Origin of the sequence: Clostridium ganghwense, from assembly GCF_026735165.1 — a bacterium.
GTDB classification, from domain to species: domain Bacteria; phylum Bacillota; class Clostridia; order Clostridiales; family Clostridiaceae; genus Clostridium_H; species Clostridium_H ganghwense.
On sequence record NZ_JAPQES010000001.1, the window covers coordinates 765,920 to 779,646 of the forward strand.

The 13,727-nt window shown below is 30.6% G+C and carries 10 protein-coding genes, 3 tRNA genes and 1 riboswitch; all 13 genes read right to left on the reverse strand.

Annotated elements, in window-relative coordinates; genetic code table 11:
- Positions 1–5: 5 nt before the first annotated feature.
- The 13 genes from OXH55_RS03385 to OXH55_RS03445 all read right to left on the reverse strand — a co-directional run bounded on the left by OXH55_RS03385 (position 6) and on the right by OXH55_RS03445 (position 13,601).
- Positions 6–1,553, reverse strand: coding sequence for an acyl CoA:acetate/3-ketoacid CoA transferase (locus OXH55_RS03385; RefSeq protein WP_268048062.1), 1,548 nt, complete (start codon positions 1,551–1,553; stop codon positions 6–8).
- Between the two features lie 344 nt (positions 1,554–1,897).
- Complete coding sequence (locus OXH55_RS03390; RefSeq protein WP_268048063.1) at positions 1,898–3,625, reverse strand: sigma 54-interacting transcriptional regulator; 1,728 nt, start codon at positions 3,623–3,625, stop codon at positions 1,898–1,900.
- Positions 3,626–3,809: 184 nt separating this feature from the next.
- On the reverse strand, positions 3,810–4,229 hold the full coding sequence (locus tag OXH55_RS03395; protein ID WP_268048064.1) for a MaoC family dehydratase: 420 nt from the start codon (positions 4,227–4,229) through the stop codon (positions 3,810–3,812).
- A gap of 124 nt (positions 4,230–4,353) precedes the next feature.
- A complete protein-coding gene (locus OXH55_RS03400) occupies positions 4,354–5,289 on the reverse strand; it encodes an ABC transporter permease (RefSeq protein WP_268048065.1) in 936 nt (311 codons plus the stop codon).
- A complete protein-coding gene (locus OXH55_RS03405) occupies positions 5,290–6,366 on the reverse strand; it encodes an ABC transporter permease (protein ID WP_268048066.1) in 1,077 nt (358 codons plus the stop codon).
- The gene (locus tag OXH55_RS03410; RefSeq protein ID WP_268048067.1) at positions 6,359–7,891 is read right to left on the reverse strand and encodes an ABC transporter ATP-binding protein; all 1,533 of its coding nucleotides are present in this window, start codon (positions 7,889–7,891) and stop codon (positions 6,359–6,361) included. The genes OXH55_RS03405 and OXH55_RS03410 overlap by 8 nt, the downstream gene beginning before the upstream one ends.
- Positions 7,878–9,011, reverse strand: a complete 1,134-nt coding sequence (locus tag OXH55_RS03415; RefSeq protein ID WP_268048068.1) for a BMP family ABC transporter substrate-binding protein — start codon at positions 9,009–9,011, stop codon at positions 7,878–7,880. Before OXH55_RS03415 ends, OXH55_RS03410 begins: the two co-directional genes overlap by 14 nt.
- A 46-nt stretch (positions 9,012–9,057) precedes the next feature.
- Positions 9,058–9,630, reverse strand: coding sequence for a xanthine phosphoribosyltransferase (locus tag OXH55_RS03420; RefSeq protein ID WP_268048069.1), 573 nt, complete (start codon positions 9,628–9,630; stop codon positions 9,058–9,060).
- A 218-nt stretch (positions 9,631–9,848) separates the two neighbouring features.
- Positions 9,849–9,950: riboswitch (purine riboswitch) on the reverse strand.
- Between the two features lie 224 nt (positions 9,951–10,174).
- Positions 10,175–11,458, reverse strand: coding sequence for a dicarboxylate/amino acid:cation symporter (locus OXH55_RS03425; protein WP_268048070.1), 1,284 nt, complete (start codon positions 11,456–11,458; stop codon positions 10,175–10,177).
- Between the two features lie 237 nt (positions 11,459–11,695).
- Positions 11,696–13,006 carry a dicarboxylate/amino acid:cation symporter gene (locus OXH55_RS03430; protein ID WP_268048071.1) on the reverse strand — a complete coding sequence of 437 codons (1,311 nt, stop codon included), beginning with the start codon at positions 13,004–13,006 and terminating at the stop codon, positions 11,696–11,698.
- 344 nt (positions 13,007–13,350) lie between these two features.
- Positions 13,351–13,424, reverse strand: a tRNA-Gly gene (locus OXH55_RS03435).
- A 5-nt stretch (positions 13,425–13,429) separates the two neighbouring features.
- Positions 13,430–13,504, reverse strand: a tRNA-Gly gene (locus tag OXH55_RS03440).
- 21 nt (positions 13,505–13,525) lie between these two features.
- Positions 13,526–13,601: transfer RNA gene (locus tag OXH55_RS03445), tRNA-Pro, on the reverse strand.
- Positions 13,602–13,727 lie beyond the last annotated feature (126 nt).

Consider the following 13,727-nt stretch of genomic DNA (forward strand, 5'->3'; position numbering starts at 1 on the left):
AATTTTTATTTAAGTCCCATAAGCTCGTTTTTGAAAATTCTTTCATCCATTAATTTAAGGTCTTCAGCAATAATTGGTTTAAAGTCCATTTGTGCTAATACATCTTTTTCTAAATTAACGCCTGGAGCAATTTCAGTAAGAACTAAACCTTCTTCTCTTAATTCAAATACTGCTCTTTCAGTTATATATAAAACTGGTTGTCCAACTTCTTTAGCATAATCACCACTGAATGTTATTTGTTCAACTTCTGGAACAAATTTTTTAACTTTTCCTTCTTGATTTATAGCTAATTTTCCATCCTCAGCTGCTACTTTTAATCCACCTGCAGTAAATGTTCCGCAGTAAACAGTTTTCTTAGCATTTTGAGTTATATTTATAAATCCACCGCAACCTGCTATTTTAGGACCGAATTTACTAACATTTATGTTTCCTTTAGTGTCACATTGTGCTAATCCTAAGAATGCAACATCTATTCCGCCGCCATCATAGAAATCAAATTGATATGATTCATCTATTATAGCTTCTGCATTTGTAGCTGCTCCAAAACTTAATCCACCAGCAGGTACTCCACCTATTGGGCCAGCCTCTACTGTTAATGTCATGGAATCTCCTATTCCTTCTTCATTAGCTACCATAGCAACTACTTCTGGAACACCTATACCTAGATTTACAACTGAATTTTTTGGAAGTTCCATAGCTGCTCTTCTTGCTATTATTTTTCTTGAATCAAGTTTTGTCTCAGGCATATCATTTAGTGGAACTACAATATCTCCACAATATGCTGGATTAAATTTTTCTCCAAAAGTTTGCATAGTCTTTTCAGGAGTTGCCACAACTACAGCATCTACATATATTCCTGGAATTTTAACTAACTTTGGATCTAAAGCTCCATTTTGAACTACTTTTTCTACTTCAACGATAACAATACCACCTGAATTTTTAGCAGCTTGTGCTATTGAAAGTGATTCTAAGCTTGCCACTTCCTTTTCCATAGTTACATTACCTTTTTCATCGGCATAAGTACCACGAAGTAATGCAACATTTATAGGAAGTGCTTTATATAACAATCTTTCTTCTCCATCAACATTAACAACTTTAACTATATCTTCCTTTGTAATCTCATTTAATTTTCCACCTTCAACTCTTGGGTCTATAAATGTTTTTAAACCAACATGAGTGATTGTCCCCATTTTTCCTGCTGCAATATCTCTAAATAATTGTGAAATTGTTCCTTGTGGAAGATTATAAGCTTCTATTTTGTTTTCAAGTGCTAATTTTTGAAGTTTAGGAGCAAGTCCCCAGTGACCTCCTATAACTCTTTTAACAAGTCCTTCATTACCTAAATGGTTTAATCCTCTCTCTTTACCATCTCCTTGACCTGCTGCATAAACCAAAGTTAAATTACTAGGTTTTTGTTCTTCTAAGAATTTTCTTTCAATACCTGAAGTTATTTCTTCTGGATGACCAGCTCCAACAAAGCCTGATACTGCAATTGTATCTCCATCTTTAATCATTGAAATAGCTTCATCGAAACTTGCTATCTTCGATTTCATACCAATGGCCTCCCTTGTTATACAAGTTTTTTAATAAATAAATATTTAATGTTTATTTATTACTTTTTTTCTTGTGAAAATTTACACAAATATAATAAGCAATTTATATGCCAACACCCCCATACTTTAGTTCAAGTTATTATAAATTGCCACTATATATTTTTTTCTTTCTTTTTAGAATCTTATTTTTAGGTATTGTTGGATTTATTTTGTAAATGTTGTAAATGTTTTCTTACACATTTATTTTTTCCAAAAAATAAGTGTAGTGATATACTTACACTTCTGAACTTTTTCCCAAAGTGTGTAAGTATATCGCTACACTTTTCCATTTTTTTCTTTTCTTCTTACCCTAATATATTATGCTTATTCATCTTTTCATAAAGAGTAGTACGACTTATTTGTAATAACTTTGCTACTTTAGATTTATTCCCTTTGCAAGCTGCTAAAGCATTTAGTATAGCCTCTTTTTCTGCTTTATTAATTACATCATCTAGTTTATAAATTTTTTTAATAACATTGTTCGTACCAATAATTTCTCTTGGTAAATGTTCCATAAGAATTTTTTCTCCATAATTTACAATATTCATAGCTCTTTCTATAACATTTTCTAATTGTCGTATATTCCCCTCCCAAGAATAATTTTTCATACATTCTACTGCTTCTGGAGATATCCCTTTAATATATTTGTTTAATTTCTCACCTATTTTACCTATAAGAAAATCTATTAAAATTTCAATATCATCTTTTCTTTCTCTAAGTGATGGGATTTTAATAGTTAATACATTTAATCTATAATATAAATCTTTTCTGAATTTACCCTCTTTAATCATTTTTTCTAAACATCTATTTGTAGCTGCAATTATTCTTATATCGATATTTTTTGTATAATCAGCTCCTATTCTTTCTACTTCTTTTTCTTGGATAACTCTTAAAAGCTTAACTTGCATAGCTAAAGGCATATCCCCAATTTCATCTAAAAAAATAGTTCCTCCATCAGCTAATTCAAATTTTCCAATTTTGCCCTCCCTATTAGCCCCTGTAAAAGCTCCTTTTTCATATCCAAAAAGTTCAGATTCTAATAATTCTGCTGGAATAGCTGCACAATTAACCTTTACAAAATTACCATAAGCCCTATCACTATCCTTATGTATAGCATGAGCAAAAAGCTCTTTACCTGTTCCACTTTCACCTATAAGCAAAACATTAGACGTTGTACGGGCAGCCTTTTTTGCAAATTCTTTTGTCTTATCCATAATTTCACTATTACCTATTATATTTCCAAAGCTATATGCAGCACTATTATTTTCATGTAAATTTTCACCATATCGTTTAATCTTTTTTTCGATTCTAGTAACTCTTTTAGAAAATGAATCAAAAGATTTTAAATTCCTAAATAATAGTTGTCCAACAGCACCTTGTATTTCTCCATGTTTTATTATAGGGATTCTATTAGCTATTATGTATCTTCCTTTAACCTTCTGAAAATCCACCGTTTCTCTTATTCCCGTTTTTGCTACTATATGCATTCTAGTATTCTCTATAACCTCTTTAACATGTTTACCTACAGCTTCATCCTTATCAATGCCTAAAAATTCAGCATATACTTCACTTATCATTTTTATATGTCCATATTTATCAACAAATACAATTCCATCATAAGTCATTTCTAATACTGTTTCTAAAACTTCTGAGATATCTTTTTCATTTTTAAGTTCTCCAATCAAAGTATTATATTTTGTATCATCCCTGATTAAAGTTATACATCCTACTATTTCTTCATACTGCTTTATGGGAATTTTAGTGATACTTATGATTTTCCCATTAACTTGAATTTGTTCTTTCTCAATCTTTTTTCCCCTTTTTAAACATTCCCTAATATTCAGCTCAGGAAATAGTTCAAAAGCATATTTTCCTAACACTTTTTGTGATTTTATTCCTAAAACACTTTCTGCCTTTTTGTTATAGTTAATAATCTTACTTTCTTTATCTGTCTCAATTACACCAACATAAATATTTTGAAGAATTGTGTCTAATTTCTTTGAAGTATAATCAGTAAAATTATCTATTCCCATTCATTTCTACCCCTTCTACTTAAACATATTATTCTCTACTTTATATTTTATCAGTTACTACTATATAAGTCACCAAATACTCTATTGTTTTTAGGAATAATTTCATATTATGAAAAAAACTCCTGCAGAATACATTATTCCACAGGAGTTTTTTGTATTTATTAAATTTTATTTTATTGCATCTCTATGCTCTAGGAGGCATCACTTCTGCTTGTCCTTCTATAACAGTCTTTCCTTCTTGGTTAGTTACTGTAGTTTTAAGAACTATTCTATTTCTCTTTTCATTTTTTTCCATAACTTCTGCTGTAGCTGTTACTGTATCTCCCATTCTTACTGGAGCTGTAAATCTTAATTGTTGACCTAAGTATATAGTTCCTGGTCCTGGAAGATACATTCCTAGTACTGTAGAAATCAAGCTTGAAACTAGCATTCCATGGCATATTCTTCCTTTAAACATTGTCTTTTCAGATTCAACTTGATTTATATGTGCAGGATTTAAATCACCTGAAATTCCTGCATATAAATATACGTCTGTTTCTGACATAGTTTTAGTAAATGATGCCTTATCTCCTACTTTAATTTGATCAATTGTCTTTCCCATCATTTTAATACACCCACCTTTAATTTCTTTATTTTTAGATTATAATCTTAAAGTATAATCTATTTTATTTTTATAAGCATAATTTATGCCAATTAAAATCCACTCCATATTATACCATAAAATATTTTTATCGTTCTTCTCTAAAATATGGATTTCCTAATGATGCTGGTGGGGCATTCTTTTTGCTCTTTTTCATAGAAACAATAACCAGCACAGTTATTGTTACAATATAAGGAAGCATATCTATTAAATATTGCGAAACATATGATGTAAGAGCTTCAAATCTAAATCCAACTATATCTAATCCTCCAAATAAATATGAACCTATAATGGCTTTATAAGGATTCCAAGATGCAAAAATTACAAGAGCAACTGCTATCCATCCTCTCCCTGCTGTCACATTTTCCTGCCAAGCTGGGATATATACAAGAGAAAGATATGCTCCTCCTAACCCACATAAAGCTCCTCCTAATAATACATTCATATATTTATATAGATTTACATTTATACTTGCTGCATCTGCACAGGCTGGATTTTCTCCAACTGCACTTAAATTTAATCCCCTTCTTGTATTATATAGATATATTCCTAGTAATATAGCAATTATATAACCAATATACACAAAACAATCCTGCCTAAAAAACACAGGTCCTATAAAAGGTATCTTGCCTAATATTGGTATAGAAAATGGTTTAAAGAAAGTTTTTATAGTATCAGGGGTAATTTTACCTATTAATGCTTTTCCCATTAAACTGGATACACCTGTACCAAAAATAGTAAGAGTTAATCCAGCTACAACTTGATTTGCTTTTAAACTTATAGTTAAAAAACCATATATTAACGCTCCAAAAGCTCCTGCAATCCCTGCTGCTACAATAGCAAGAATTGGATTAGATGTTTTTAAACCTATCATAAACCCAAAAACCGCACCAAGAAGCATCATACCTTCAACACCTAAATTTAAATTTCCGCTTTTCTCTGTTATTATTTCTCCTAAAGTCGCAAAAAGTAGAGGCGTACCTGCAACTACAGCCGCACTTAAAAATGCTATAATTGAATCCATCTATTGTGCCTCCTTTTGTATTTCATTACTTTTTTCTTTAACTAAAACTTTATATTTAATAAAAAATTCACTTCCAAGTACAAAAAATAAAATCACACCTTGAAGAACCAAAGCAGCGGCATCTGGTATACCAAAAGCTGTCTGTATATACGCTCCTCCTTGAAGAAGTGCAGCAAAGAGTATAGATACTATCAATATAAGAGGTGCACTTAAAGAAGCTAACCATGTTACAATTATAGCCGTATATCCAACTCCTCCTGAAATCTGTACAGATAAGGTATTGCTGACAGCAGACGCTTGAATCATTCCAACTAATCCACATAAACCACCACTTAAAAATACAGCACTCAATATTGTATTTTTAATATTAATACCAGCATATTGTGCAGTTTTCTGACTCTCTCCCAAAACTTTAATTTCATATCCTTTTTTTGTATAATTCATGAAAATATATATTAACACAACAAGAATAACTCCTATAATCCATCCTATATGAATTCCTAAAACTTTTGGAAGCACAGCATTTTTAGAGAAATTAGGTATTTTCGGAAACCCCATCGCCTTTGGATCTTTCCATAAATCATATTGAAGATAAGCTATCCATTTTAATGCAATATAATTCATCATCAAGGTTATAATAGTTTCATTTGTACCCCACTTAGACTTAAAAAATGCGGGTATAAAAGCCCAAATCCCGCCTCCTACAACTCCCGCAACAGCCATTATTAAGAGTAAAATTGGTTTAGGTAAATTTCCAAAATTAAGAGCAAAATAAGATGCGAAAAAGGCTCCCATCATTATCTGTCCTTCTCCACCTATATTCCAAAATTGCATCTTAAAAGCAACAGATATTCCTAAAGAAGTTATTAAAAGAGGTATAGCTGTTATTATAGTTTGTCTAATTTTATAATTAGATCCAAAAGCACCTTTAATCATAGAAGCATAAACCTTAAAAGGATTTAATCCTAAACTCAAAATAAAAACTGCAACTACCAAAAGAGCAAGAATTATAGCTACAGTTCTTATTTTTATACTTTGTGTTTTTGTTATTTCACTCTTTTTTACCACTCTAATCATTCACTATAACCTCCTCTTCTTTTTTCCCTAACATTAACATTCCTATTTTTTCTTTAGTAGCTTCTTTTGCATCCATAATTCCAGTTACTTCTCCATTACAAATAACCATTATTTTATCACATAATTCTATTAATACATCTAAATCTTCTCCTATGTAAATAACAGAATTGCCTTTTTGTTTTTCTTCATTTATTAATTCATATATTGTATAACATGTATTTATATCTAATCCTCTTACTGGATAAGCCATTATTAAAAGTTTAGGATATAAACTTAGTTCTCTTCCTAGAAGTATTTTTTGAATATTTCCACCTGATAAATATCTTATTGGATAGTGTATACTTGGAGTTTTTATTTCTAGTTTTTTCACCATCTGTTTTGCTTTATCTTCAATAGGCTTTCTATGTATAAATAATCCTTTTTTATCCTGATAATTTTTTAGAAGTAAATTATCAACCATATCCATAGATGCTACAAGGCCCATGCCTAACCTATCTTCTGGTATAAAGCTCATACTTACTCCTTTTCGTATAATTTCTCTACTAGTTTTTCCAACTAGGTTTTCTTCTTCAAAAATAATTTCTCCACTTTTAACCTTTTGAATTCCAGCTATAGCTTCACATAACTCTTTTTGTCCACTTCCTGCTATTCCTGCTATGCCAAAAATCTCACCAAAATTCACACAAAAACTAATGTCTTTCAGAATTTCAATCTTTTCTTCATTTGCTACCCTCAAATTATTAACTTGTAGAAGCTTATTTCCTTTTTTCCCTTTAACCCTTTTTATAGATAACTCTACTGTTTTACCTACCATAAGTTCAGTAAGTTCTTTAGGATTTGTATCAGTTTTACTTAAAGTTTTTATACTTTCACCTTTTCTGAGTACTGTTATTCTATCTGCATTATCCATTACTTCATCCATTTTATGAGTAATAAATATAATAGCACAGCCTTCCTTCTTCATTCGCTCTACTATCTTAAATAACTTTTCACTTTCTTGAGGAGTAAATACAGCTGTAGGCTCATCTAATATAAGAATATTTGCCCCTCTATATAAAACTTTTAAAATTTCAAGATTTTGCTTTTCACCTACAGACATATCATAAACATTCTTTTCTAAATTAACTTCTAATCCAAATTTATCAATAATTTCTTTTATCTTCTTTATACTTTTCTTTCTATTTAAAAATAACTCACCCTTTTGCCCCAATATTATATTCTCTACAGCAGTCATAGTCTCAACTAACTTGAAGTGCTGATATATCATTCCAACTCCTGCACTTATAGCATCCTTTGGTGATGTGAATTTTTTTTCTTTTCCATGCATTAAAATAGAACCGCTATCAGGAGTATAAACTCCTGATAGCATATTCATCAATGTACTTTTACCAGCACCATTTTCACCTAGAAGTGCATGAACCTCTCCCCCATAAACCTCTAGATTAATATTATTATTGGCTATTACTTCACCAAACTTTTTAATTATATTTTTCATTTGTATATATGGAACTTTATTTTCCACCATTTTGAACTCCCTCTACAAACCAATCCATTTTTAGTAATTCTTCATCTGTCATAACTTTATCTTTAGCAGCTTTTTCCTGACCTTTATTATCTTTAATAGGTCCTACAAATATTTTATTTGCACCTGATATTATATCTTGTTTTGCTTTTTTAACTTTTTCTTCTGCCCCTTCTGGTGCATTTTTTGTAAGTGGAGCAAGTTCTACAGTACCTTCTTTTAATCCACCCCAATAGCTTTCTGACTTCCATGTTCCATCCATTATTGCTTTAACTTGTTCAACATAATATGGACCCCAATTCCATACTGGAGCTGTCATATATGCCTTTGGTGCTTTCGCTTCCATGTTAGTGTTATATCCTATTGAGAATGCGCCTTTTTCTTCTGCTGCTTGTTGTGGCCCTGCAGTATCTTGATGTTGAGTAATAACATCTGCTCCCTCATCTAGTAAAGCTTTAGCAGCTTCTTTTTCTTTTGCTGGATCATACCAAGTATTAGTCCATTTTACTTTTACGACAGCCTTAGGATTTACAGAACGTACTCCTAAAGTGAAAGCATTTATCCCTCTTACAACTTCTGGTATTTCATGTGCAGCTACATATCCAATTACATTAGTCTTACTCTTCATTCCTGCAACTATACCTGATAAATATCTTGCTTGATATATTCTTCCAAAATAATTTGACATGTTATCTTCAGTCATATAACCTGCACAGTGTAAAAATTTCACATCTGGATGTTCATTTGCTGATTTTGCCATACCATCCATAAATCCAAAACTTGTACCTACTATAATATTACATCCTTGATCTATCATATCTTCTATTACTTTTTGAACTTCTGCAGTATCTTCCTTTACAGACTCCTTAATTACTGATGGTTGAAGTCCTAATTCTTTTTCTACATATTGTTTTGCTTGATCATGAGAGTATGTCCAACCTTCATCACCAACAGGTCCTACATAAATAAATCCCATTTTCACATCATCTTTACTTATTTTTTTATCCCCAGCAGTTTCTTTTTTACTAGCACTATTTCCTTTATTTGCATTTGATCCGCAACCTGTTAATACGATACCTAAACTCATAACTAATGTTAACATTAAAGCAAAAATCTTTTTCATAATTGGCCTCCTTATAATTTCATCCTTTGATAATATGTATTTTTATTTAATTTTTAAAGATAATATTATTTTTTTCCATAGATTCTATAATGGCTAAAGATTCTAACTGCACATTTTTTTCTTCAATAAATTTTCTTCCATTTTGAAATCCTTTTTCAATGACAATACCTACTCCAACAACTTCTGCCTCTCCTTGGTTTACAATATCAATAAGACCTGAAGCAGCATTTGCATTTGCTAAAAAATCGTCAATTATTAAAATTTTATCTTCTGAAGAAATATATTTTTTTGATACGCTCACATTGTACGATTTATTTTTAGTAAAAGAAAAAACCTCTACCTGAAAATTATCTTTATCCATATTGCTTCCCTGTTGCTTTTTTGCAAAAACCACAGGAACATTAAAATATTGAGCAGCAATACAAGCTATTCCTATTCCTGATGCTTCTATAGTCAATATCTTAGTTACCTCTTTATGTTTAAATCTCTCTTTAAATTCCTTACCAATTTCATTGAATAACTGCACATCTATCTGATGATTTAAAAAACTATCTACTTTTAAAACATTTCCCCCTATAACTTGTCCATCCTGTAAGATTTTATTTTTTAGTAGTTCCATATTCAATATCCCGCCTTTATAAATATTTGAAATTAAATCTGTAAAAAGAAAACTCCCTAGAATTAACTAGGGAGTTTATATTCATTTCTGATACCTATAACTAAAAACTATTAATTATATCTGCTTTACAATACATATATGTCCAAATATACATATTATAACCAATATGCGAAAATATTGCAAAGCATACACATTTCATTAATAATTATAAGTATAAAACTTCTAATATAAACACCCGTAGTCAAATAGTTTAAGGCTATTTGGTAGAAACGTTTAGTCCATATCACTAAACATATACGAGCACACGAACATTTTTCGTGTTTATGTATTTATTATTCGTATTTAATCTGTATATGTATATATTAAATCAAATCATCTCAAAAAGCAATACCTAATTTTAAAAGCCATATGTTCAAATATAAATTGAACATATGGCTTACTGGAATTATAACTAGTTAACTAGTTATATAAGTTTAAATGGAGTTGATAATGTATATAAGTATTATTTACATTCTTATCTTATATTATTCATTTTATTAAAATTCTAAATCACTTCAACTTCTGCTACTTTTATATCATTATATACAGCTAAATCAAGTTCATTTTCTGAGCTTGCCATTATTACAGTAGCTGCTGCGTCACCTGTTACATTCACTACTGTTCTTACCATATCCACTAATCTATCAATACTTAACACTAGTGCTACCCCTTCTAAAGGAAGTCCTATTTGCTGTAAAACCATAGAAAGCATTATCACACCTGCTCCTGGAACTCCTGCTGTTCCTATAGATGCAAGAGTAGATGTAAGAACTACCAATAGCATTTGATGTACTGTAAGATCTCCTCCAGCAAGTTGAGCAATAAATATAGCCGCAACCCCTTGCATTACAGCTGTACCGTCCATATTTATTGTTGCACCTAGGGGAATTGTAAAACTTGATATAGATTTAGAAACTCCTAACTTTTCTTCACAAACTTCTAAGCTAACTGGAATTGTAGCATTACTACTAGATGTACTAAATGCAACAACCATTACAGTCCAAAACTTCTTAAAGAACACAAAAGGGTTGACTTTAGCTAATACTTTTAAGGCAGTTCCATATACGAATATAGCTTGTATAATCAAAACCAAAACTACAGTTCCTAAATATTTTAGAAGAGGAATTAAAACTGCCGCACCTTGACTCATTACAACTTTTGATATAAGAGCAAAAACACCAACAGGCGCAAATTCCATAACTATTCCTATTATTCTTAAAAGCACTTCATTTATTTGTTTTACGATATTAATTACAGGTTCTGCTGATTTTCCAATCATAGTCGCTGCTACTCCAAATAATATAGAAAAAGTAATTATTTGAAGCATATTGCCTTCAACCAAAGATTTAAATGGATTAACAGGAACCATATTCACAAAAATGTCCATAATAAATGGTGGTTGAGTAGCTTTTATATTTTCATTAACAGATAATAAATTAATCCCTGTATTAAGACCTGGATTTAAAATATTAGCAAAAAACATAGCTAACGTTATTGCAAAAGCAGTTGTTACAGTGTAATAAACAATAGTTTTTATACCAACCCTACCAAGTTTTTTTATATCTCCCATACTAGCCGTACCGCATATTAAGGAACATAATACAAGTGGAACAACTAGCATTTTTATTGATCTTAAAAATATATTTCCTACTGGAGTTAATATCCATTTGCTTAAATCATCATTTAATGTTTTAGCAAAAAACATATTTGCAACTATTCCAAATACTACTCCAAACATTAAAGCCAAAAGTATTTTTGTTGCTAATGACATTTTCTTATTGTTTTTCATTCATTTTCTCCTTTATAAAGATTTATTCCATTGTTTCTTTATTCATATACCCGTAGTATTATACCAATTTATAATATTTTTTGCAACAAAATGAATTTTTAGCTTTTTATTAATTTCATTTTTCTTATTATATATGAATGTTTTAGTTTCATTTTTATTCATTTTTAAGCACTAAAAAAGACTTTCAAAGTTATTAAAACTTTCAAAGTCTTTTTTAGTATGTATTTTAAAGCAATACTAAGCTTCTTCTAATTCTAAAACACATTCCTCAATCTCAATATCCGTTGCAGTATTATTACTATTATATATATCTAAATCTAGTTCACTCTCCGAATTAGCCATTATTACTGTTGCAGCTGCATCTCCAGTTACATTAACAGCCGTTCTTATCATATCAAGTATTCTATCTATACCTAATACTAAAGTTATTCCTTCTACTGGAAGCCCTACTTGTTGTAATACCATAGAAAGTGTTATTAATCCAACTCCTGGTACACCTGCTGTACCTACTGATGCTAGAGTAGCAGTTAGAACTACCATCATTAATTGATTAATTGTAAGTGGTAGACCATATACTTGTGCAATAAATACAGTAGCAACACCCTGCATTATTGCAGTACCATCCATATTTATAGTTGCACCTAATGGAATTGTAAAACTTGCAATAGAGTTTGGAACCCCCAATTTTTCTTCACAAGTTTCAAGATTTACAGGTATAGTAGCATTACTACTTGATGTACTAAAAGCAACTACCATTACAGGCCAGAATTTCTTAAAGAACTTAATAGGATTTACTCGTCCCAAAACTTTCAAAGCTAGTCCATAAACTATTATAGCTTGTATTGCTAATACTAATATAATTGTTACTCCGTATTTTAAAAGTTTAAGTAACACATCTGCTCCTTGAATCATTATAACCTTAGATATAAGAGCAAAAACCCCAACTGGCGCAAATGCCATAACTATTCCTATTATCTTCAAAAGCACTTCATTTGTTTGTTTTACGATATTAATTACAGGTTCTGCCGCTTTCCCAATCATAGTTGCTGCTATTCCAAATAATATAGAAAAAGTAATTATTTGAAGCATTTCCCCTTCTACTAATGATTTAATAGGGTTAGTTGGAACCATATTAACAAAAACATCCATAATAAATGGAGCTTCAGCAGCTTTAAAATCTCCAACACTTGATAGAAGTTCCGTACCTCCTACTCCTGGCTTTATAACACTAGCTAATACTATAGCTAGTGTTATAGCTATTGCAGTTGTTAGTGTATAATAAACAAGCGTTTTTATTCCTACTCTACCAAGTTTTTTAATATCTCCTACACTAGCAGTACCAGATATTAACGAACATAAAACAAGAGGAACTACTAGCATTTTTATACCCCTTAAAAATACTGTTCCTGCTGGGCCTAAAACCCATTTTATTATAGATTCATTTAATGATTTTTCAAATGTTATATTAGCTATTATTCCAAAAATTATACCCAAAGCTAGTCCTAATAGTATTTTTATAGTAAGTGACATTTTCTTTTCACTTTTCATTCTTTTACGCCCCCTTCATGATTTTTTAACTTATCAATTATTCATCCACCTGTATTATTATAGCATTTTTAACTCTGTTTTGCAAGAAAATTGAATTTATTATTCAACGATAATTCATTCATTTTTTCTTGATGAATTATTCATTTCTCAATTATTTATTTGATAATAAATTAAAATTATCAATTCCTAAAATTGCATATATTGATTCTGATCAAAAATTATAAGATCAACAGAACTTATAATTTCGTAAATTGCAACATAAAAATATATAAAAAAATAAAGCTTTACAAAGTCTTAATAACTTTGTAAAGCTTTATTTTTTTTTGCTATATCTCTTTTATAAATGGAGCGGGTAAGGGGAATCGAACCCCTGTGTTCAGCTTGGAAGGCTGACGTTCTACCATTGAACCATACCCGCATATTTGGAGCGGAAGACGAGATTCGAACTCGCGACGTTCACCTTGGCAAGGTGACGCTCTACCACTGAGCCACTCCCGCATTTTAATTTATTTATTATAATGGTCGGGGTGGCAGGTCTCGAACCCGCGGCCTCATGGTCCCAAACCATGCGCGCTACCATCTGCGCCACACCCCGTTATCTATATTCTCATAAACTTCATTACGCCTTGTACACCAGCAACATAGAATATGTTACATCATTTTTAACTATATGTCAATACTTTTTATGAATTTATATTCTAAAATAATGTTGATTATGAAT